Genomic DNA, 22,644 nt, shown 5'->3' with positions numbered 1-22,644 from the left:
GTGTCGGGGGAGCTGACTACCCTGGCGGACGTGACACCGCCCGCTGCCCGCAGAGCAGCCGCTCCCCGCACCGCCGCCACGACCGCCGCGGCGGCCCGGACCGCGAAGGCCGCACCGACGCGGCCCCGGCTGCTGCTCATCGACGGGCACTCGATGGCCTACCGCGCCTTCTACGCCCTGCCGGTCGGCAACTTCGCCACGACCACCGGGCAGCCGACGAACGCCGTCTACGGCTTCACCTCGATGCTCATCAACCTGCTGCGCGACGAGGACCCCACCCACTTCGCCGTCACCTTCGACGTCTCGCGCCACTCCTTCCGCACCGAGGCCTACCCCGAGTACAAGGGCACCCGCACCAAGAGCCCCGACGAGTTCCGCGGCCAGGTCGAGCTGGTCAAGGAGGTGCTCGCCGCGCTGCGCGTGCCCGTGGTGGAGAAGGAGGGCTACGAGGCCGACGACGTCATCGCCACCCTCACCACCCAGGCCGTCGCCCAGGACTTCGACGTCCTCGTCTGCACCGGCGACCGCGACGCCCTCCAGCTCGTCCGGCCCGAGGTGACCGTCCTGTACCCCGTCAAGGGCGTCTCGGAGCTGTCCCGCATGACTCCCGAGGCCGTGGAGGCCAAGTACGGCGTCCCGCCGCAGCGGTACCCCGACCTCGCCGCGCTCGTGGGGGAGACCTCCGACAACCTCCCCGGCGTGCCCGGCGTGGGGGCCAAGACCGCCGCCAAGTGGATCGGCGAGTACGACGGCCTCGACGGCGTCATCGCCCACGCCGACCTCGTCAAGGGCAAGGCGGGGGAGAACCTGCGCGCCCACCTCGACTCCGTCATCCGCAACCGCCGGCTCAACGCCCTGGTCACGGACCTGAGCCTGGACACCACCGTCCCGGAGCTGCTGCGCCGGGCCTGGGACCGCGAGCAGGTCCACACCGTCTTCGACGGCCTGGAGTTCCGCGTCCTGCGCGACCGCCTCTTCGCCACCCTGGAGTCGGCCGAGCCCGAGGCCGAGGAGGGGTTCGGCGTCGACGGCGCCGTCCTGCTGGCCGGGGAGGTCGGCCCCTGGCTGGACGAGCACGCCACGGGCCGCACGGGGCTGCACGTGCAGGGGGAGTGGGGCCGCGGCACCGGTGAGGTCACCGGCCTGGCGCTGGCGGGCGCCGACGGCGTGGCCGCCTGGGTCGACCCGGTGACGATCGAGCCGGGCGACGAGCGGGCCCTGGTCGCCTGGCTCGCCGACGCCGACCGCCCCAAGGTCGCCCACGACGTCAAGGGCCCCTCCCACGCGCTCCTGGCCCGCGGCTGGGAGCTGGCCGGGGTCGTGTTCGACACCGCGCTCGCGGCGTACCTGTGCCGGCCCGACCAGCGCAGCTACGACCTGGCCGACCTCGCCGTGCGCCACCTCAAGCGCGAGCTGCGCGCCGAGGGGTCGCTGCCGGCGGCCCCGGCGGACGAGCAGCTGACGCTCGACGGCGGCGACGGCCCCGTCGGCGGGGACCTGCAGGCCCGCGCCGAGGAGGGCATGGTGCGCGCGCTGGCGATCTCCGAGCTGGCCGGCGTCCTGGCCGTGGAGCTGTCCGAGCGCGGCGGGACGCAGCTGCTGGCCGACGTGGAGCTGCCGCTGGTGGACGTCCTGGCCCGCCAGGAGCGGGTCGGGGTCGCCGTCGACGGCGTGCTCCTGGCCGACCTGGAGGAGCACTTCGCCGACCGCGTCGCCCAGGCCCAGTCGCTGGCCTACGAGGTCATCGGCACCGAGATCAACCTCGGCTCCCCCAAGCAGCTGCAGACGGTGCTGTTCGAGCAGCTGCAGATGCCCAAGACCAAGCGGACCAAGACGGGCTACACCACCGACGCCGACGCGCTCGCGGCGCTGTTCGTCAAGACCGAGCACCCGTTCCTGGCCCACCTGCTGGAGCACCGCGACGCCTCCCGGCTGCGGCAGACCGTCGAGGGGCTGCGCAAGTCCGTCGCCGACGACGGGCGCATCCACACCACCTACCAGCAGATGATCGCCGCGACCGGCCGGTTGTCCTCGACCGACCCGAACCTGCAGAACATCCCGATCCGCACCGAGGAGGGCCGGCGCATCCGGCAGGCCTTCGTCGTCGGCTCCGACGACGGGTTCGAGTGCCTGCTCACCGCGGACTACTCCCAGATCGAGATGCGGATCATGGCGCACCTGTCCCAGGACGAGGGCCTCATCGCGGCCTTCACCTCCGGGGAGGACCTGCACCGCTTCGTGGGCAGCCGCGTCTTCGGGGTCGCGCCGGCGGACGTCACGCCCGAGATGCGCGCCAAGATCAAGGCGATGTCCTACGGCCTGGCGTACGGGTTGTCGGCCTTCGGCCTGTCGAACCAGCTGAAGATCTCCACCGAGGAGGCCAAGGGCCTCATGGACGACTACTTCGAGCGCTTCGGCGGGGTGCGCGACTACCTGTACGGCGTCGTCGAGCAGGCCCGCCGCACGGGCTGGACCGAGACCATCCTGGGCCGGCGCCGGTACCTGCCCGACCTGGCCAGCGACAACCGGCAGCGCCGGGAGATGGCCGAGCGGATGGCCCTCAACGCCCCCATCCAGGGCAGCGCGGCCGACATCATCAAGGTGGCGATGCTCGACCTGGACGCGGGGCTGCGCGAGAGCGGCCTGCGGTCCCGGCTGCTGCTGCAGGTGCACGACGAGCTGGTCCTGGAGGTCGCAGCGGGGGAGCGGGAGGCGCTGGAGGCGCTGGTGCGCTCGACGATGGCCGGGGCCGCCGACCTCGCGGTGCCGCTGGACGTGTCCGTGGGGGTCGGCCGCAGCTGGCACGAGGCGGGGCACTAGCCGCCGGGGCCGGGGCCGGGGCCGGGATCAGTCGCGGCGGTCGGCGACGAGGACGAGGGTGCCCGGCAGCAGCTCCCCGCGCAGCCGGCTCCACCCGCCCCACTCGGCGTCCCCGGACCGCCACTCCGGTTCGACGAGGTCGCGCACCGCGAACCCCGCGGCCACCAGCAGCCGGACCCAGTCGCCCACGGTGCGGTGGTGCTCGGCGTAGGTCACGGTGCCGTGCTCGTCGGCCTCGACGTAGGCGCGGCGGTCGAAGTAGGAGTGGGTGGCGGTCAGCCCCTCGGGCCCGGGCACGTCGGGGAAGGCCCAGCGGACGGGGTGCGGCACGCTGGCGGCCAGCCGCCCGCCGGGCTTGAGCACCCGCGCGACCTCCGCGAGGACCCGGTCGGCGTCGGCGACGAAGGGCAGCGCCCCGTAGGAGGTGAAGGCGACGTCGAAGCAGGCGTCGGCGAACGGCAGGACCCGCGCGTCGCACTGCGCCAGCGGCACCCCGGCCTCCCGGGCGGCCCCGGCGCCCTCGCGCAGCATCCCCAGGGACAGGTCGGTCGCCACGACCCGGGCGCCGCGGCCGGCGACCCAGCGGGCGCACTGCCCGGCCCCGGCCCCGAACTCCAGGACGGTGGCCCCGGCCAGGTCGCCGAGCAGGCCGGCGTCGGCCTCGCGCAGGCCGTCGGGCCCCCACACCAGGTCCGAGCCGTCGCGGTCGTCGCCGAGGAAGGCGCCGTGCTCGCGGCGGTACTGCGCGGCCTCGGCGTCCCACCAGGCCCGCTGCGCGGCGACGGTCTCCTCGGGGCCCACGCCCCGGCGGCCGACGCTGGGCTGGGCCTGGTCGGGGCTGTGCTCCTGGTGCTCCACGCGCCGATCCTGTCAGCCGCCGGGGCGGCTTTGCCCCGACCCGCGGGCACGGGTAGGCTTACCGGGCGCGCGTCTGCCCGTCGTCCGCGGGAACCGTCCGGGAACCGGGAACAGCAGGTGGTCACGCGTGACGGCCGGGGACCCCCGGACCGTGCCACCCACGATTGTCCTTGACGGAGCCCCTACCTCCATGACGACCACCACGACCGCGCCGGCGGGCACCACTCCTCAGATCGCGATCAACGACATCGGATCGGCTGAGGACTTCCTTGCCGCGGTCGACGCGACCATCAAGTACTTCAACGACGGTGACATCGTCTCCGGCACCATCGTGAAGGTCGACCGTGACGAGGTCCTCCTCGACATCGGTTACAAGACCGAGGGCGTCATCCCCTCGCGCGAGCTCTCGATCAAGCACGACGTCGACCCCAACGAGGTCGTGGGCGTCGGCGACGAGGTCGAGGCCCTGGTCCTCCAGAAGGAGGACAAGGAAGGCCGTCTGATCCTGTCCAAGAAGCGTGCGCAGTACGAGCGCGCCTGGGGCACGATCGAGGCCAAGAAGGAAGCCGACGAGGTCGTCGAGGGCACCGTCATCGAGGTCGTCAAGGGTGGGCTCATCCTCGACATCGGCCTCCGTGGCTTCCTGCCCGCGTCGCTGGTCGAGATGCGTCGCGTCCGCGATCTGCAGCCGTACGTCGGCCAGAAGATCGAGGCCAAGATCATCGAGCTGGACAAGAACCGCAACAACGTGGTCCTGTCCCGCCGCGCCTGGCTGGAGCAGACCCAGTCCGCGGTCCGCCAGAACTTCCTCACGACCCTGCAGAAGGGTCAGGTCCGTTCCGGCGTCGTCTCCTCGATCGTCAACTTCGGTGCGTTCGTCGACCTCGGCGGCGTCGACGGCCTGGTGCACGTCTCCGAGCTGTCCTGGAAGCACATCGACCACCCCTCCGAGGTCGTCGAGGTCGGCCAGGAGGTCACCGTCGAGGTCCTCGACGTGGACATGGACCGCGAGCGCGTCTCCCTGTCGCTCAAGGCGACCCAGGAAGACCCGTGGCAGCAGTTCGCCCGCACCCACGCGATCGGTCAGGTCGTGCCGGGCAAGGTCACCAAGCTCGTCCCGTTCGGTGCGTTCGTCCGCGTGGACGACGGCATCGAGGGCCTGGTCCACATCTCCGAGCTGGCCGAGCGCCACGTCGAGGTGCCCGAGCAGGTCGTCCAGGTCAACAGCGACATCTTCGTCAAGGTCATCGACATCGACCTGGAGCGTCGTCGCATCTCCCTGTCGCTGAAGCAGGCCGACGAGTCCCTGGCCGCGGCCGGCGACGAGTTCGACCCGTCGCTCTACGGCATGGCCGCGGACTACGACGAGCAGGGGAACTACAAGTACCCCGAGGGCTTCGACCCCGAGACGAACGACTGGCTCGAGGGCTTCGAGGCGCAGCGCGAGGAGTGGGAGGGCCAGTACGCCCTCGCTCACGAGCGCTGGGAGCAGCACAAGCGCCAGGTCGCCGAGCGCGCCGAGGCCGAGGCCAAGGCCGAGGCCGAGGGCACCGCGACCACGTCGAGCAGCTCCTCCTCCTCGAGCAGCTCCTCGGCTCCGTCGTCCTACACCTCGGAGGCTCCGGAGGCCGCGGGCACGCTCGCGTCCGACGAGGCCCTCGCCGCTCTGCGCGAGAAGCTGACCGGCGGGAACTGAACCCGCTGACCGGCTGACGGTCTGAGGACCTGACGAAGGCCCCGCCCGGGATCCCCGGGCGGGGCCTTCGTGCTGCCGGCGGGGGAGCGGGTCGGCGTCCCCCGCCCGTCGGCCTCGTCGCGCGGCGCCTCACGAGGCCGCTGCCGGCTCGCCGCCGCCCGCGAGCGCGGGCCGACGAGGCGAGCCCGCGCTCACGCGGCGCACCGGCCCGGACACCGGCGTCCGCGACTGCGCGTCGTCGGAGCGATCACCCTGAGGGCTCCGCGAGGACCGCCATCGCGTCGTGAGGCCCCCTGGGCGCCCCGACGGGCGCCCCGCCCTTCGCCTGCTCCTGAGCGTCCGACGCAGCCCGCAGAGGCGCGTCCACCCGCGGAAGACGGGTGACCCCGCTCGTCCACGAGGCGCCCCCGCGTGCGGCAGCACGAGGGAGCGCTGTCGCGGTGACGCAGGGGTGCCGCACGACCGCCGTCCGTCCTGCGCTGCCTCCGCGACGGGTGTCGAGGGGTCCGTGCGCGGGGCGCGGTCGGGAAGGGGTGTCGCCGGGGTCCCCGGCGGCACGGACCGCGTCAGCGGCCGAGCAGCCGCCGCCAGAAGCTGTCGCGGCGGCGCAGGCGGGGGCAGTCGCACAGGCTGCAGTCGCTGCCCCGGCGGTAGTGCCGGTGGGAGTCGGCGGGGTGACCGCAGACGCAGGAGGACGCGGGGGAGGCGCGCATCGGTTCCTCTCGGGCGGCGCGGGGCGGGTGGTGCGGTACCCACCGTAAGCGGTGGGAGCCGCAGCGAGGGTGGACGTCACGTGGAGTTCGTGGGACGGTGCGCCACCGGAGGAGTCCGCTGTTCGGGGCCTGTGCCAGCGGTTAACGCTCTCTTAACTCCACAGATATGAGCGTTCAGTGTCGACTCTGGTACGTTCCGGAGCAGATTAGTCCGATAGGAGGAGAAAGCCAACTGAACGTAGGCAGTTGGTAACTCGCAGTAGGGCTTTCATTCCTGCGGGCACTTGCGTCCTGAATCCGAGGGCACCGCACCCCTCCCTTTCCCAGAGGAGCACCGTGGCAGAAACGGCGAATCCCCCGGTCATCCCCGTCGATGGCCCGAACCTGCGCGTGAGCGTCATCATCCCGACGCTCAACGAAGCCAAGAACCTCCCGCACGTCCTGCCCCACCTGCCGTCCGGGTTGCACGAGGTCATCCTCGTCGACGGCCGGTCCACCGACGGCACCGTCGAGGCCGCCCGTGAGCTCATGCCCGACATCGTCGTGGTGAAGCAGACCCGTCGCGGCAAGGGCAACGCCCTCGCGTGCGGGTTCGCCCGGGCCAGCGGGGACATCATCGTCATGGTGGACGCCGACGGCTCCACCGACGTGCGGGAGATCCCTCGCTTCGTGGCCCCGCTGCTGCAGGGCGCCGAGTTCGCCAAGGGTTCGCGCTTCTGCCGCGGGGGCCGTTCGCACGACATCACCCCCGTCCGCCGTGCCGGCAACTGGGGTCTGAACACCCTCGTCAACGTCCTGTTCGGCACGCGGTTCAGCGACCTGTGCTACGGCTACAACGCCTTCCACCGCAGTGCGCTGGAGGTCATGGACCTGCCCGCCATCGACCAGCCGGCCCCGGCCGACGGGTCGAAGGTCTGGGGTGACGGTTTCGAGATCGAAACCCTCATCAACGTCCGCGTCGCCCGCTCGGGCATGGTCATCGACGAGGTCCCCAGCGTCGAGCAGCCGCGCATCCACGGGGAGAGCAACCTCAACGCCGTCACCGACGGCCTGCGCGTCCTGCGCATCATCGCCAGCGAGCGCCTGCGCCGCAACGTTTCTCGCAACCGGGTCATCGAGCTGCCCGAACCCCGCACGGCTCCGGCGCAGGTCCCGGCCGCCGCCGGGGCCCCTGCTCCCGTCCGCTCCGAGGCCGTCCAGGAACCCCTGTGACGACCACGCCGGGGACCACGGCCCCGGCCGGCGCGCAGGCCGACCCGACGATGAGCGTCGTGGTGTGCACGTACACCGCGGCCCGTTACCCGGTCTTCAGCGCCGCTCTGCACGAGGTCGCCGCACAACTGCGCGACCACGACGAACTCGTCGTCGTGGTGGACCACAACCCCGAACTCCTCGACCGCGTCCGTGCCGACTTCCCGCTCGCCCGGGTCGTCGAGAACTCCGGCCCGCGCGGCCTGTCCGGTGCGCGCAACTCCGGGATCGCCGAAGCCCGTGGTGACGTCGTCGCGTTCCTCGACGACGACGCCGTGCCCCGCGACGGCTGGCTGGAGGGACTGCGCGCGGACTTCCGCCGCACCTCCGTCGGGGTCGTCGGCGGCGGCGTCGTGCCCGCCTGGGAAGGCGGCCGCGCACCCCGCTGGTTCCCCGAGGAGTTCGGCTGGGTCGTCGGCTGCGACTTCCGCGGGATGCCCGACGAGGGGGAGCCGATGCGCAACCCCATCGGCGCCAACATGGCGATCCGGACCACCGCCTTCGGGACCGTGGCCGGTTTCGACACCTCCGCGGGCCGGGTCGGCGCGTTGCCCGTCGGCTGCGAGGAGACCGACTTCTGCATCCGGCTGCGCCAGGCCGACCCGGGTGTCCTCGTCCTGCGCCGCCCCACCGCCGCGGTCGACCACCTCGTCCCGGCCGCCCGGCAGAAGGTCTCCTACGTCTTCAGCCGCTGCTGGCACGAGGGCCGCTCCAAGGGCCTGCTCGCCGCCCGCGTCGGTTCCGCCGACGGGCTCTCCAGCGAACGGGCCTACGTCGTGCGCACCGTCGGCAGCGGCGTGCTGCGCCACCTCGCGGCCCTGGTCCGGGGCCAGGTCGCCGGCCCGGCCCGCGCGGGCGTCCTGGCCGCCGGGACCCTGGTGACGGCCGCCGGTTTCGTCAGCACCCGGTCCGCGGCCCCCGCGCCGGCACCGGCCGAGGAGTCCTTCCGCCCGTTGCGCATGCTCGAGGTCGACCTGGAGGGCGAGGGTTTCACCGTCACCCCCGAGGACGCCCGGCTGCGCCTCCTGGTGACCTCCGACGACCGGCCGATCGACCTGGTCGACGTGCCCGAGCACGTCCTGGCCCGGCCCCGGCCGACCCCCGTGCACGCCGCCGAGGTGCGCAACTGGCTGACCGAGGACGGTGTGCGCCGCCTCGCCGGCCCGGACCACCGCCGCCCGGCACCCGCGGTCCCGTCCCTGCCCGGGCACGTCGCGGTCTCCGTCGTCGTCCCCACGGCCGGCCGCGGCGAGCAACTCGTGCGGTGCGTGGAATCCCTCCTCGCGCAACGCTTCACCGACCTCGAGGTCATCGTCGTCGACAACAACGCCGAACCGGGTCACGTCGCCGGCCTGCTGGCCGCGGCGCTGGCCGCCGACCCGCGGCTGCGGCTCGTGCACGAACCCGCCGGGGGTTCCAGCGGGGCCCGCAACCGGGGCATCCTCGAAGCGCGGGCCGACGTCATCGCCGCCACCGACGACGACGTCATCGCCCACCCCGCGTGGGTCGGCACCCTGCTGGGCGCCTTCACCGACCCCGAGGTCGACGTCGTGACCGGGCTGGTCCTGGCCGACGGCCTGCGCGTCCCGGCCCAGGAGACCTTCGAGCAGTACGGCGGTTTCTCCAAGGGCCTGGACCCCCAGCGCTTCACGCGCGACAGCCACGTCCAGCAGAACCCGCTGCACCCGTACTCCGCCGGCAAGTTCGGTTCCGGCAACAACGTGGCCTACCGGCGCTCGGCCGTGGTGCGCGCCGGCGGGTACGACCCGCTGCTGGGGCCGGGGTCGGTGGTGCGCGCCGGTCAGGACCTCGACCTGTTCCTGGCGGTGCTGTTCGCCGGGTGCACCCTGGTGTACGAACCGGCCGCGATGGTGTTCCACGAGCACCGCGACAGCAGCGAGGCCCTGCACCGGCAGGTCCACAACTACGGTCGCGGGCTGGCGGCCGTCATGGCCAAGCACGTCTCCACCTCCCCCGAGCGGGCGGCGGGGGTCCTGGTGCGCCTGCCGCGGGCCGCCCGGTACCTGTTCTCCCCCTCCTCGGAGAAGAACGCCGACCGTGGTGCGGATTACCCCCGCTCCCTGGCCTGGGCCGAGTACCGTGGCCTCGCCGAAGGCGTTCCCGCGTACCTGCGGGGCCGCCTGGACCGCACGGCTCGCACCACCGGAGCGCTGCGGTCGCCGACGTCGGGCCCCACCGCCCGGCCCGGAGCGCAGATCCCCGACCAGTCCACCCGCCCCGCCGTCCCCGACGGTGCGGCCGTGGCCGCCCCGCCCGCGGTGAGCGGTGCGACCGGACCTGCAGGAGGTGCCAGCTGAACGGGACAGGACGACAGGGACGGTCCGGCGCGGGTGTCGTGGCGTACGTCGACGCCCACACGCAGTTCGACAACCTCGGCGACGACGTCATCCTCGAGCGGCTGCTGACGCTGCTCGGCGAACGGGGCGAGGTCGTCGTCGACGCCAAGGGGGTCGACCCCGCCCTCCTGGAGCTGACCGGCGCCGGCCGGTACCGGCAGGCCCCGGCGTTGCCGCTGCGCATCCTCGGGGACAGCCTGCGCGACAGGCTGTCGCCGGCCCACCGCCGGCCCCGTCGGGTCCTGGTGCTCAAACCCGGGCACATCGGCGGGGTGCCCTCGGCGCGGGCCGTCGCCGAGCGCGTCGCGCTGCTGGGCGTCACCGCCGGCTGCCGCGCGCTCGGGGCCCGCGTCGTGCGCACCGCGTTCTCGGTGGCCGACCTGCACCCGTCGATGCTGTGGCTCGAACGCGCCCAGACCCGGCTCATGCACGGCTACGCCCCGCGCGACAGCCGCAGCGTCGAGTACGCCCGCTCCCGCGGCCTGCGCGTCACCGGCACCTCCGCCGACCTGGCCTGGACCGTGCCCGCCACCGGGTTGCGGCCCGGCCCGGGCAACGGCGACGTCGTCCTCAGCCTGCGCTCCAGCACCTCCGGGTACGAGCGCCAGGACGACTACCAGCGGCGCCTGCGCGCCCTGGTCACCGAGCTGCAGCCCCTGCTGCGCGAGGCCGGCCGGCGGCCCGTGTGGGTCTCCCAGGTCGTCTCCGACGAGCGGTTCGCCGCCGAGGTCGCCGACGGCCCCGCACCGCGCACGGTCTTCGACCGCACCCCCGCGGGGGCCCGGGCCGTCCTCGCCGCGTACGCCGCGGCCGACGTCGTCCTGACCAACCGGCTGCACACGTTCCTGCTCGCCCTGGCCCAGGGCACCTGCGCGTTCGTGCTGACCGACCCGCGCACCCACGCCAAGCTCGACGGCCTGCTCACCGACGCCGGCCTGGCCGACCTGCTGCTGGACGTGCGGACCGTCACGGCCCGCGACGTCCTGCAGCGCGTCCAGGAGCTCCCCGAGCGGCTGGGGGAGATCGGCGACGCGGTGGCCAAGGCCTTCGACGCCGGCGCGGCCACCGTCGTGGCCACCCTCGACGACGCGGTCAGCGGGTGAGGGTGCCCGGCGCCGTGCGCGCCGTCCCGCGGCCGGGCGGCCCGGGCACCCCCGCGCGCAGCGGGCTGCCCAGGATCGCCACGGTCGTGTGCACCCTCGGTGCCCGCCCCGGTCTGCGCGACCTGGTCGTCGACCTGCTGGCGCAGGAACTGCCGCACCGCGCCGAGCACCAGGTCGTCGTCGTCGACAACGACCCCGCCTCGGGAGCGGTGCGCGCGCAGCTGGGCGACCTGCCCGGGGTCCGCGTGCTGGCCGAACCCCGCCGCGGGCTGGCGCGGGCGCGCAACCGGGCCGTGGACGACCTCGACGTCGACGTCATCGCCTTCACCGACGACGACTGCGCCGTGGCGCCCGGCTGGCTCGCGGCCCTCACCGCCCCCCTGTGCGGTCCTGCCGCGCACCCCGCGGTGGGGTGCGTGACCGGGCTGACCGTCGCCCTCGACCCCGCCTCCCGGGCCGAGGAGCTGTTCGAGGAGTTCGGCTCCTTCACCCGCGGGGACCACCGCTGCTGCTGGACCCCCGACGGTTCCACCCCGCCGCCGGAGCTGGGCGAACCGGGTGTCCGGCCGTCCTTCTTCCCCTACAGCGGCGTCTTCGGCTCCGGCAACAACATGGCCTTCACCGTGGACGCGCTGCGCCGCATCGGCGGGTTCCCCCCCTCGCTGGGGGCCGGCACCGCCGTCGGCGGGGGGGAGGACCTCTTCGCGTTCCTGCGCGTCCTGGAGGTCGGCCTCGCCGTCGTCTACGAACCCGCCGCGCAGGTCACGCACCGCCACCGCGACGAGATGGGCGCCCTGCGCGCGCAGGTCCGCAGCTACGGCTCGGGCCTGGCGGCCATGGTGCTGCACCACGTGGTGACCCGTCCCGCCGCCGCGCCCGAGCTGCTGCGCGCCCTGCCCTCCGGCGTGCGGCACCTGCTGGACCCCGGATCGGCCAAGAACGCCCGGCGCAGCGACTCCTTCCCGCGCGACCTCGCCCTGGCCGAGCTGCTCGGCGTGGCCGAGGCGCCCCTGCTGTACGCGCGCGCCCGGTGGCAGGCCCGCTCCGCCGCCACGCCCCCGCCGGTCCGCACCGGGCTGCGCGTCCTGGTCCCCACCGACGCGATGGCCCCCCTGGGCGGGGTCGAGGTCAGCACCCTGGAGGTCGGCGAGGAGCTCGCCGCGCGCGGGCACGAGCTCGTGGTCTTCGCCGCGGCCGGTGGCCCGCAGGCCCCCCGCTGGGGCCGCGCCGCCGCCCGCGTCGTGCGCACGCCCGCGCTGACCGTCCCCGTCCGCGCCCCCTGGCGGGCCGTGCGCCTGGTCGGCCCCGTCCTGGCCGCCCGCCGGGCCCGGCCCGACGTCATCTGGCTCAACCGCGCCGAGCAGCTGCTGTTCGGCGCCCTGGCCGGCTGGGCCAGCGGGGCGCCGGTCGTCTGCCAGCTGCGGCACGGGCCGTTCGCCGGCCCGGCCGTGCGGGCCCTGCGGGGCCGGGCCACGCGCTACCTCGCGGTCTCCGGCGCCGTGCTCGGCGACTGGGTCCGCGCCGGGCTGGACCCCCGGCGGATCGACGTGGTCCACAACGGCGTCGACGTCCGGCGGTACCCGCCGGCGACGGCCGCCCAGCGGGCCGCGGCCCGGCTGTCCCTGGGCATCGGCGCCGACACCGAGGTCGTCCTGCACTACGGGCGGCTCACCGCCGACAAGGGGCTGCACGTCCTGCGCGCCGCGCTGCCGCTGCTGCGGACCCGGCGCGCCGCGCGCGGCGGCGACGTCCTGCTCCTGCTCGTGGGGGACCAGCCGCCCGCCGAGCGCGACGGCCGGGTCGGGGACACCCCCGGCGTGCGGCACCTGCCGGCCCGCAGCGGCGAGGACCTGCTGGCCGTCCTGGCCGCCGCCGACGTCGTGGCCCTGCCGGCGCTGACCCCCGAACCGTTCGGGCGGGTCGTGGTCGAGGGCATGGCCGCCGGCCTGCCCGTCGTGGCCAGCCGCACGGGCGGCATCCCGGAGATCCTCACCGGGGAGTTCGCGCGCTGGCTGGTCACCCCCGGCGACCCCGCCGACCTGGCCCGGGCCCTCGACCACGCCCTCGACGCCACGCACGAGGACCGCGACCTGGGCCGCCGCGCGCGCGAGCACGTCGCCCGCCGCTTCCCCCTGAGCGCGACCGCCGACGCCGTCGAGGCCGCGCTCACCGACGCGGCCGTCCCCGCCGGGCGCGCAACCGCCCGGGACCGTCCGGTGCGCCCCGTCCCGGCCCAGCCCGGTCCGCAGCCGGACACCGCTTCCCGCCACCCGCACCGCACGTCCCAGGAGGTCGAGTCCCGATGAGCACCACCACTTCCGGTCCCGCGCCCGCCCCCGCGCCCTCGCCCGCCCCGGCCGCCGCCGGCGTCCTGGACGAGGCCCGCCGCCGCGCGCGCGAGACGGTGCGCCGGGTGCGCTGCGAGAACCGCCTCGTCTCCCGCTACGGCTTCAACACCCCCGCGGTGCTGTCCCACCGCCGCCGTCCCCCGGTCCTGACCGAGGCCGGCCGCGACCTGCTGGGCGACCTGCGCCGCGACGGCGTGGCCACGGCCCAGCTCGACGACCTGCTGGGCGAGCCCGGCCGCTTCGAGCAGCTGCGCCGGCACGTCGAGGACCTGCGGGCGGCCTCCGCCGACGGTGAGCGGGCGTTCGGCAAGAGCTTCCTCGTCGAGCTCATGGGCTCCGAGCCCGTCGTGGCCGCCGACGACCCCCTGCTCCAGCTGGCCGTCGACCCCCGCCTGCGGGGGATCGCCGAGGAGTACGCGCAGATGTCGCTGAAGGTGCACGACCTCAACGCGTGGCTGAACCTGCCCACGGGCGGGGCGGCCGTGCAGTCCCAGCGCTGGCACCGCGACCTGCCCGAGGACCACGACATCGTCAAGATGTTCGTCTACGTCCGCGACGTCACCCCGGGCGCCGGGCCGCTGCGCTACCTCGCCGGTTCGGCCACCCGCACCGGGCGCACCCTGCAGGTCCGCAACGACTGGGACGGGGTGGGGTACCGTCTCGACGACTCCGGGGTCGAGCGGCTGGTCGAGCAGAACCCCGGGCTGGAGATCCGCACCGCCAGCGCCCCCGCCGGCACGGTCGTGTTCGCCGACACCCGCGGCATCCACCGCGGCGGGCACGCCGTCGACACCGAACGCCTGCTGACGCAGGTCCTGTGGGCGTCGGCGGCCTGCTGCCGGCCCCGCTCGCTGCACGCGGCCCCGGGCACCGACCCGGGCGCGTCCGAGGTGTTCCGCCACGTCCGACTCGTGAAAGGCAGCCGGTGACGAGTTCCCCCCCCGAGTCCCAGCTCGACGCGACTCCCCGCGAGGGCGGTGACCGCCTGCCCCGCCAGGGCGGGCGCGCCGGCGTGCCCGCCGACCGCCCCGGACGGACCAGCCCCGCGCTCGTCGTCGTGGCCGGTCTGCTCGGCTTGACCGGCGCCGTCCTCACGGCCCTGGTCGTGGGCCGTCCCGGTGCGGCGGGCAGCGGGCCGCTCACCGTGGTCTGGTGGCTGCTGGGACCCGGTGCCGCCCTGGCGGTCTGGTGGCGACGCCGGGTGGACCTGCTGTTCGCGGTCGTCGCCGCGGGCGGGTCGCTGGCGGTGCTCCTGCTGCTGGCGCAGACCATGCTCAGCGCCGGTGCGTGGGACCCGCGGGTGGGCGCCGGGATCACCGGCGCGCTCGCCGCGCTGTCCCTGCTGGTGCGCGCCGGGGTGGCGTGGAGCCTGCGCGCCGACACCTCCGCCCCCCTGGGGCTGGAGGTCGCGCGCCGGCGCCCCGCCGCGCGCACCGCCGGCCGGCGGGGCGCTGCCGAGCTCCGCGACGTCCGCCGGGTGCTCCCCGTGGCCGCGCTCGTCGTCGCGGTGGTGCTGTGGCTCGTGCTCGTCCCCGGTCAGGACCCGGCGCGGATGGGACCCACCGGGTTGCTGAGCACGCTGTCCCCCCTGGTCTGGCTGGCCTACGTGCTCCTCGTGGCGGCCGCCGTCGGCGAACTCGTCGGCGCGCGCCGGCCCCTCGTGCTGGGAGCGGTGACCCTCGCGCTGGTCGTGGGGGTCTTCGGCGTGCAGTCCTACGCGCTGGCCGACGGGCGCAACCCGGTGGGCTGGCTGCACTGGGGTTTCGCCAGCCAGATCGCCACGGACGGGCACGGGCTGACGAACTACGACAGCCGGTACTCCTGGCCGGGGTTCTTCGCCGCGGCCGGGGTGCTGCGCACGATCGCCGCCGTGGGGGACCCGACCGAGATCCTGCGCTGGACGCCGCTGTGGTTCGGCGCCGTCGGCTCCGCCGGTGCGGTGGCCGTGACGCGGGCCTTCTTCGGGCCCGGCCCCCGGGCGTGGATCGCGACGTGGGTGTTCGTGGCCGGCAACTGGGTCGGGCAGGAGTACTTCTCCCCGCAGGGGGCGACGTGGGCGGTGGCGATGGCCGTGCTGGGTGTCGTGTGCACCTGCGCCGCGGCCACCGGTGAACCCCTGTCGGTCCGCCGCCGGCGGCCCACCGGACCGGACCGGATCAGCCCGCTGCGCGCGGCGGCCTGGACCGCCGAACCCGGGGCCCGGTCCTGGGCCGCGACCGTCGCCGTCGTCCTGGGCGCGTTCGCGCTGGCCCCCTCCCACCAGCTGACCCCGCTGTTCCTGGCCCTGCTCCTGGTGCCGCTGGCGCTCACCCGCCGGGTGCCGCGGTGGGCGCCCGTGTTCGTCCTCGCCGTCGTCCTGCTGTGGTGGGCCACCGGCGCGCGCTCGTTCTGGATGAACTACTGGGCCTCGATGTTCGGTGCCGTCGGCGACGTCTCGGCGTCGCTGACCGAGAACGTGGGGGACCGGTTCTCCGGGTCGCAGGCCCGGCAGCTGATCATCTTCACGCGCCTGGTGTCGGTGGCCGCGCTCGGCCTCGTCGCCGTCATCGGCATCCTCCGGTGGCGTCGCACGGGCGGTGCCTGGCTGACGCTGACGGTGTGGGCGCTGCTGCCGTTCGGCATGGCCGCGCTCCAGCCCTACGGCGGCGAGATGCTCATGCGCTCGCTGTTCTTCGCCCTGCCCGGTCTGGCGATCGGGGCGGCCGCCGCGCTGCCCCGCTGCGCCGCGTTCGGCGAGGCGGTGCCCTCCCGGCGCGGTGCGCACACCGCGGCCCGCGGGCGTTCTCGCCTGCGGGTGCCGGCGGTCGCGCTGACCGCGGCCGGGCTGGGCTGCCTCCTGCTGAGCACGGTCGTCATCAAGGGGCAGAACGACTCGTACTACGGCTTCACCGACTCCGACCTGGCCGCGACCCGGGCCGCGTACGCCCAGACGTCGCCGGGCGACTTCCTGGCCACCGTGGCGGCCAGCTCCCCGGCCCGTTCCCAGCGGATCGGCGTCGTGCGGCAACGGTCCCTGCAGGGTCCCTGCCCGTTGCGGACCATCGACGTCGCGTGCATCGAGGAACTGTCGCCCGACGTCGTCCTCGCGACCCGGTCGCAGGCCGCCTTCGGCACGGTGACGCTGGGCCTGCCCGCCGACTGGCTGAGCACGCTGACCGCGGGCCTCGTCGCGACGGGGGACTACCGCTCGGTCTACGACGACGGCGCGGGCGGTCAGGTCCTCGTCGCCACGGGTTCGTGAGGTACGCCGTGTTCCGCGGGGGGCGTCGTGCCCAGCACCGCGCCGAGAGCGGGGGCGGGCGTCGCGGGGTGGTCGCCAGCGGTTCCTCCATGGCGCTGTCCATGCTCATCGTCTCCGTGGCGGGGTTCGCGACCTGGACGGTCGCGGCCCGCAGCATGCCCGTCGAGGAGGTCGGCCGGCTCACCGGGTTCGTCAACGGGATGATGCTCGTCTCCGGCGCCGCGCAGCTGGGGCTGGGGCTGGCGGTGGCCCGCTTCGTGCCGGCCGCCGGCCGCCTCGCGGGCCGGGTGCTGGCCGCCGCCTACGGCGCCATGGTCCTGTCGGTCCTCGTGGTCTCGGCCGTCTACCTGCTGACGCCCTCCGGTCGCACCGTCACCGAGGGCATGCCCGCGGGGTGGCTCGTGCTGACCGGGACGGCGGTCCTGTGGAGCCTGTTCGCGCTGCAGAGCCAGGCGCTGGGCGCGCTGGGCCGGGCCCGGTGGGCGCCCCCGGCCAGCGCGGTCTTCTCCGCCGTGCGGCTGGGGATGCTGCTGGTGCTCGCACCGATGGGCGTCTTCGCCGCCACGGCCAGCTGGTGGGTGCCGTGCGCCCTGAGCCTGCTGGTGGTCGGGTTCCTGCTGCGGCGCGGGGCCCTGCCGGAGTTCGCCGGCGTCGAACCGGACCTGCCGGGCCGTCGCCAGGTGGCCCGGTACGCGGGCAGCAGCTGGGTCGCCTCGGTGTGGGCGACGCTGTTCTTCAGCGGCCTGCCGCTGCTGGTCCTGCAGCGCGACGGCGCGGCCGTCTCGGCGGTGTTCGCCGTGCTGTGGGTCATCTACCAGACGATGGACAACGTCGGGGCCCGCTTCGGCGGGCAGCTCATCGTCGCGGTGGCGCGCGAGCCGGGGGCCCTGCGCCGTTCGGTGCGGTCCCTGACCCGCCTGGGAGCGCTGGCCGCCCCCGCCCTGGTGGTGCTCGTGGTCGTGGCCCCGTGGGTGCTGGCCCTGTTCGGCGACCGCTACGCCGCCGAGGGCGGCACGGCGCTGCGGCTGCTGGCGGTGGCCTTCGCGTTCCGCCTGGTGCAGGTGCTGCAGGTCGCCGTGTGGCGGGCCACCGACCGGACGTGGGCCGTGGTGGGCGTCCAGGCGTTCCAGCTCGTGCCGCCGGTCGTGGCCCTGCTGACGGGGTGGGCGGCCTCGCTGACCGACCTGGCCCTCGTCGTCCTGGCGACCCAGGTCGTCCTCGCGGTGCCGTGCACCGCGGGTCTGCTGCGGGTGCTGCGGCCGCGCGCATCGGCCGGGGTGCCCGCACCCCGCTCCCGGGAGGCCGCCGAGGTCACCGGGGAACCGTTCGAGACCACAGGAGGAAACCGGTGACGGACACCGTTCCGGCGCAGACGCTCCCCACCGGGGACCAGGCCGTCGAACCCCCGCCGCGGGCGCACGTCCCGCCGCCGGCGGGTCAGCGGGCCCGCAAACCCCCGCCCGCGCTCAAGGGCACCGACCCGCTGGACGAGGACTTCGCCACGCGGGTGCGGGGGGCGGTGTGGTCGATCCGGCAGGACTACCGCGAAGCCTTCCGCGGGTTGTGGGTGAACACCCTGGCCGGGTCCACCATGACCCCGCGGGCGCTGCGCTACCTCATGCTGAAGGTGTCGGCGCACGACGTCCGGTCGCCGCTGATCCGGCCCGGGGTGGAGATCGTGGGGTCCCACCTGAGCGTCGGACCGGGCGCGGCCATCGCGCGCGGCACCTACTTCGAGGCGCTGGCGCCCATCTCGGTGGGGCACTCCACGCACATCGGCCCGCAGGTGCTCGTCCTGACGTCGGTGCACCCCGTCGACGCGGCGGGCCACGTGAGCCGGCAGGCGGAACTGCGGGGGGTGACCATCGGGTCGAAGTGCTTCATCGGCGCCCGGTCCGTCATCTGCCCCGGCGTCACCATCGGCGACGGGGTGGTCATCGGCGCGAACTCCACGGTGGTCAAGGACTGCCTCGAACCGGGCGTGTACGCCGGTTCCCCGGCGCGGTTGCGCCGCAGCTTCACGCCGTCGGACTGAGGAGCCCGCGGACCGGGGAACCGGTCAGGTCGTCCTCGACCTGACCGGTTCCCCCCGCCGTCCGACCCCCCCCGGGGTCACTGCGCCAGCGTGTACCGGGCGACCCAGTCGACCTCGATGTCGGACTGCACCGGGGTGGCACCGCTGGCGATGTTCGAGCAGCTGCCGGGGTACTTGGGGTTGCAGTCGCTGTGGTGGGCCTGCAGACCCAGCCACATCGGCTGGTTCGGGACGCCCTCACCGGTGTACGTGGCCCACACGCGCCCGTCGATCGTGTACTGGATCAGACCGGGCTCGATGGTCACGCCCACGGTGTGCCACTGGGTGGAGTCGCTCTTGAGCCACGCGTGGGCCTGCTTGTTCTGCGGGCTCCAGTGCGTGGTCGCCATGAACTCCTGGCGGTCGCCGCCGGAGTCCTCGGCGAAGTCGACCTCCGGCGGCCAGCCGCCGCCCTGGGGGTACAGCAGGAAGACGTACCCGATGCCGTCAGCGGCGTCGGCGCGGAAGCGGACCAGCCACTTGCCGTACGTCATCGAGCCGGAGCGGGCGTTGGACGTCCCGCCGGAGTACCACGTGCCGTTCTCGTACTGGGTGCGCAGGACCAGCTTGCCGTCCTTGACGAAGGTGTTCTCGCGGCGCCACTCGGCGTTCTCCTTGCCGCGCGGCGTGCCCTGGTAGCGGCTCCAGTTGTCGCTGTTCAGCGTGCTGGTGAAGTCGTCGGCGAAGACGCGCTTCCACTTGCCGTAGCTGCCGGGGATCCGGACCCCGGACGGGGTGGTGGCCAGGTTGACGGGGGTGGTGGTCGTGGTCGTGCCGGTGGTCGCGCCGACGGTGTCGGCGGCGGCGGACAGGGTGCGCGCACCGCGGGTGACGCCGGTGCCGGCGGCGTCGGCCGGGGCGGCGGTCGCCAGGGTCAGCACGGACAGGGCAGCGCCGGCCGAGGCGACGAGGGTTCGAAGCGTGCGGCGGCGGCGGGGGGCCGGAGTGGTCATGCAAGGTGTTTCGGGGGGTGCGGCGGTGATCCTCTCCCCGGGGACGCAGGTTCACCCGTTCGCCCTGTAACTCCCCCCTTTTGTCACGGAGAGTGACGATCATCTGGCCGAACGGGGGACCTCGTCCAGGCGCGTGTAACGGGCCACCCAGTCCACCTCGAGCACCGAGCGCTCCGGCGTCTCCTCGTCCACGTAGCTGCGCTCGAGCTGGTCGGGGTCGCCCGTGCGCACGTTCGCGGTCTGCTGGACCCCCAGCCACATCGGCACGTCGGGCACCTCCTCGGTCTCCTGGACGTACCACGGGACGTCGTCGACCAGGTAGGTCAGCTTCCCCGGCTCGAGCACCACGCTCACGGTGTGCCACCGGGTCATGTCGACGTCCTCGTTGCGCCGGCCGAGGGTGCGGTTCTGCGGGCTGTAGTGGAAGGTCGAGCGGAACCCCTGCCGCGGGCCGCCGGAGTCCTCTGCGATGTCGACCTCCGGGGGCCACCCGCCGCCGAGGGGGTACAGCAGCACCGCGTACCCGATGCCGTCGCCCGGGTCGACCCGCATCCGCACCGACCACTTGCCGTACGTCTGCCCGCCGGAGGTGGCGCTGGAGACGCCCCCGGTGCGCCAGGCCCGCGCCGAGACGCGCTCGGCGGTCAGCCGCAACGTGCCGCCGGTGACGGAGACGTTCTCCGAGCGCCAGTAGCTGATGGGTTTGCCCGCGGGCCTGCCGTCGTAGCTGCCCCACGTGGAGGTGTCCAGGGTGCTGCCGGTGAAGTCGTCGACCATCGTGCGGCGCCACCCGCCGCCGTCGCCGGGAGGGGCCTGCCCCGACGGCTCGTGCCGCGGCGGCGCGAACCGGACGACCAGGACCGTGACCAGGACCACCAGGACCACCACCGCGGCGAGTGCCGACAACAGCACCCGCTGTGACGGCCGTCGGTGCCGTCGCACCGCGGATCCCTCCTGCAACCGGGCCCCCTGTGATCGCCGTCACCGTCGTGCTCTCCCGGCCGCGCGCCCGATCCGGCGGAGCGTCTCGCTGATCATGACCCGTGCGGTAGCTTGCGCACGCTACTGCACGAGAACGCCCCGGCGCCGCCGTCCGGTTCCACGGACCGAGCGTGACGCGGACCACAGCGAGGAGACCCCGTGCCCACCCACCCGATCGCCCCGCCCGGCCTGTCCGGCCCGCGCCGCCGCTGGGTGCCCGCCGCCCTCGCCGCCGTCGCCGCCGTGCCCCTGGCCCTGTCCTCCCTCGTCGTCCAGGCCGCACCGGCCGCCGCGCTGCCGACGGCGTCCTGCCCGCCGGTGCTGTCCGGTCACGACTGCGACCACCTGGCCCCCGCGCTGCCCCTGGACCTCGACTTCGACGACGCCGCCGACCTGGGGGCGTTCACGGCGGTGCAGCGCAGCACGACCGGCTCGTACCTGCCGCAGAACCTCACCGTCGACCCCAGCGGGACCGGCACCCTGCGGGTCACCACGACCAAGGGTTCGAACTACCTGGGCACGGGGACGACCCCGCCGGGGAACTCGCTGGACAACGGGCTGGCGATCGGCCTGGACGGCACCCGCCGGACGACCGCCACCATCACCTTCACCGACGTCCCCGCCACCTCCAACCTGGGGGAGGGGTTCGGGTTGTGGTTCGGCCCCGGCGAGGACGACTACGTCAAGCTGGTCGCCACGGCCGCCTCCGGCGGGACCGTGAAACCCCAGCTGGTGCGCGAGGTCGGCGGGGCGAGCACCACCGCGGACGAGAAGGGCTACCGCACGCTGTCCGTGACCGGCGGCTCGCTCACCCTGACCCTGGTCGCCGACCCCGCCGCCGGGACCGTGTCGGGTTCCTACCAGGTGCCCGGTGCCGCCGCGGTCGCGCTCGGGTCCCTGTCGGTGCCGGCGGGGTTCTTCGACCTGCCCGGCCAGACCGCGGTCACCCCCGGCGCCTCGACCTTCCTCGGGCTGTTCACCAGCCACCGGCGGCGCTCGACGCCGCTGACCGTCAAGGTCGACCGGTTCGCGGTGACGGCGGAGCAGTCCTCCACGACGCCGACCCCGACGCCGACGTCCACCCCGACGGCGACTCCGACGGAAACTCCGACCGCGACTCCGACGGCGACCCCGACCGCCACTCCGACGTCCACCCCGACGGCGACCCCGACGGAAACTCCGACCGTGACCCCGACGTCTACTCCGACGGCGACGGCCACTCCGACCGCCACTCCGACCGAGACGCCGACGGCGACCCCGACCGCGACCCCGACCGCCACGCCGACGGCGACCCCGGTGCCGGCCAAGCTCGCCCTGGTCCCCGGCGACGCCGCGCCCGGCGACCGCCTGGTGCTGAGCAAGGTCGCCCACCCCAAGAGCGGGCAGCGCACGCACACCTCGGCCACGTTCCAGGTGCGCAACACGGGCACGTCCCCGGCGACCGTGGACTCGATCGGGACGACGGGGCCGTTCGCGGTGAGCGGGGTGCCCACGCCGCTGACCCTGCAGCCGGGCCAGTCCGCCACGGCCACGGTCACCTTCACCGCGACGTCGGGTGACGTGTGGGCGGGGACCGTGGACGTGCGCGCCGGGTCGACCACCGCGTCCCTGCCGCTGTCGGGTCTGTGGCAGAACTACAACGAGGGCAGCTACGAACCGACGCTGCCCGAACTCGTCAGGGCCTTCGGCTACACCACCGTGCTGCCGTCGAGGATCAACCGCGCCGGTGCGTACCAGGCGTGGAGCAGCGACGAGGTGCTCTCGCCGTACTGGCGGGTGCGGCAGTCGGGGACGCCGGTGACGGTGACCCAGCTGGCCGGCTACCACACGTACCCGAGCTACGCGTACCTGCGGTGGTTCGCGCAGGGGTCCCCGACGGTGCTGAACACCGCTCTGGTGCAGAGCAACACGGACGCCCAGACGGTGCTGCCGCGCAGTGCGCGCGCGGCCCTGGCCGACGCCACCGGCCTGGCCCGCTCGAGCTTCACCCCGTCGGGGTCGTTCGGGTTCAAGGCCGACGGCGAGTTCGGTGACCCGCGGCTGAACGACGACACCACCGACCGGTCCAAGGGGTGCACCGCGACGGTGTGCGGGCACCACCTGCGGGTGTTCGTCGTCCGCAACGCCGCCGGGGCCGTCGTGCCGGGGACGTACCTGCTGGCCCAGGACCTGCAGGGGATCAACTACGACTACCAGGACAACGTGTTCCTGGTGCAGAACGTCACCCCGGCGTCCTGACGCGACGGGCC

15 protein-coding genes are annotated in these 22,644 nt (G+C 74.5%); 11 read left to right on the top strand and 4 right to left on the bottom strand.

What is annotated here, in order from left to right:
- Positions 1-30 precede the first annotated feature (30 nt).
- Positions 31-2,820, top strand: a complete 2,790-nt coding sequence (gene polA / locus BJ968_RS01395) for a DNA polymerase I (RefSeq protein ID WP_179748567.1) — start codon at positions 31-33, stop codon at positions 2,818-2,820.
- 27 nt (positions 2,821-2,847) lie between these two features.
- Here the strand turns inward: polA and BJ968_RS01390 are convergent, their stop codons facing one another.
- Positions 2,848-3,678, bottom strand: coding sequence for a methyltransferase domain-containing protein (locus tag BJ968_RS01390; RefSeq protein ID WP_179748564.1), 831 nt, complete (start codon positions 3,676-3,678; stop codon positions 2,848-2,850).
- Positions 3,679-3,868: 190 nt separating this feature from the next.
- Between BJ968_RS01390 and rpsA the strand changes: the two genes are divergently transcribed.
- Positions 3,869-5,374: a 30S ribosomal protein S1 gene (rpsA, locus tag BJ968_RS01385; RefSeq protein ID WP_179748562.1), complete on the top strand. Its 1,506-nt coding sequence runs from the start codon at positions 3,869-3,871 to the stop codon at positions 5,372-5,374.
- A gap of 566 nt (positions 5,375-5,940) precedes the next feature.
- Here rpsA and BJ968_RS01380 read toward each other — a convergent pair.
- Positions 5,941-6,087 carry a hypothetical protein gene (locus tag BJ968_RS01380; protein ID WP_179748560.1) on the bottom strand — a complete coding sequence of 49 codons (147 nt, stop codon included), beginning with the start codon at positions 6,085-6,087 and terminating at the stop codon, positions 5,941-5,943.
- Positions 6,088-6,471: 384 nt separating this feature from the next.
- Here BJ968_RS01380 and BJ968_RS01375 point away from each other — a divergent pair, with 384 nt between their 5' ends.
- The 8 genes from BJ968_RS01375 to BJ968_RS26235 are packed head-to-tail and all read left to right on the top strand — an operon-like array spanning position 6,472 to position 18,422.
- Positions 6,472-7,299: a glycosyltransferase family 2 protein gene (locus BJ968_RS01375; protein WP_425491558.1), complete on the top strand. Its 828-nt coding sequence runs from the start codon at positions 6,472-6,474 to the stop codon at positions 7,297-7,299.
- The gene (locus BJ968_RS01370; protein ID WP_179748556.1) at positions 7,296-9,656 is read left to right on the top strand and encodes a glycosyltransferase; all 2,361 of its coding nucleotides are present in this window, start codon (positions 7,296-7,298) and stop codon (positions 9,654-9,656) included. The genes BJ968_RS01375 and BJ968_RS01370 overlap by 4 nt, the downstream gene beginning before the upstream one ends.
- Before the next feature lie 38 nt (positions 9,657-9,694).
- Positions 9,695-10,798, top strand: a complete 1,104-nt coding sequence (locus BJ968_RS26240; protein ID WP_179748554.1) for a polysaccharide pyruvyl transferase family protein — start codon at positions 9,695-9,697, stop codon at positions 10,796-10,798.
- A 2-nt stretch (positions 10,799-10,800) separates the two neighbouring features.
- Positions 10,801-13,104, top strand: coding sequence for a glycosyltransferase (locus BJ968_RS01360; RefSeq protein WP_179748552.1), 2,304 nt, complete (start codon positions 10,801-10,803; stop codon positions 13,102-13,104).
- Positions 13,101-14,075: a phytanoyl-CoA dioxygenase family protein gene (locus tag BJ968_RS01355; RefSeq protein ID WP_179748550.1), complete on the top strand. Its 975-nt coding sequence runs from the start codon at positions 13,101-13,103 to the stop codon at positions 14,073-14,075. Before BJ968_RS01360 ends, BJ968_RS01355 begins: the two co-directional genes overlap by 4 nt.
- Positions 14,072-16,387, top strand: a complete 2,316-nt coding sequence (locus BJ968_RS01350) for a hypothetical protein (RefSeq protein WP_179748548.1) — start codon at positions 14,072-14,074, stop codon at positions 16,385-16,387. Before BJ968_RS01355 ends, BJ968_RS01350 begins: the two co-directional genes overlap by 4 nt.
- The gene (locus BJ968_RS01345; protein WP_179748546.1) at positions 16,384-17,739 is read left to right on the top strand and encodes a polysaccharide biosynthesis protein; all 1,356 of its coding nucleotides are present in this window, start codon (positions 16,384-16,386) and stop codon (positions 17,737-17,739) included. The genes BJ968_RS01350 and BJ968_RS01345 overlap by 4 nt, the downstream gene beginning before the upstream one ends.
- Complete coding sequence (locus BJ968_RS26235) at positions 17,736-18,422, top strand: DapH/DapD/GlmU-related protein (protein WP_179748544.1); 687 nt, start codon at positions 17,736-17,738, stop codon at positions 18,420-18,422. The genes BJ968_RS01345 and BJ968_RS26235 overlap by 4 nt, the downstream gene beginning before the upstream one ends.
- Positions 18,423-18,499: 77 nt before the next feature.
- Here BJ968_RS26235 and BJ968_RS01335 read toward each other — a convergent pair whose 3' ends face one another.
- Complete coding sequence (locus tag BJ968_RS01335; RefSeq protein ID WP_179748542.1) at positions 18,500-19,414, bottom strand: glycoside hydrolase family 16 protein; 915 nt, start codon at positions 19,412-19,414, stop codon at positions 18,500-18,502.
- A 99-nt stretch (positions 19,415-19,513) separates the two neighbouring features.
- Positions 19,514-20,320, bottom strand: a complete 807-nt coding sequence (locus tag BJ968_RS01330) for a glycoside hydrolase family 16 protein (RefSeq protein ID WP_179748540.1) — start codon at positions 20,318-20,320, stop codon at positions 19,514-19,516.
- A 234-nt stretch (positions 20,321-20,554) separates the two neighbouring features.
- Between BJ968_RS01330 and BJ968_RS01325 the strand changes: the two genes are divergently transcribed.
- Positions 20,555-22,633, top strand: coding sequence for an Ig-like domain-containing protein (locus tag BJ968_RS01325; protein WP_179748538.1), 2,079 nt, complete (start codon positions 20,555-20,557; stop codon positions 22,631-22,633).
- Positions 22,634-22,644: the final 11 nt, after the last annotated feature.

It is taken from the genome of Kineococcus aurantiacus (assembly GCF_013409345.1).
Lineage (GTDB): Bacteria > Actinomycetota > Actinomycetes > Actinomycetales > Kineococcaceae > Kineococcus > Kineococcus aurantiacus.
The sequence above is the reverse complement of the archived record's forward strand: the minus strand, read 5'-3'. Positions and strand labels throughout refer to the sequence as shown.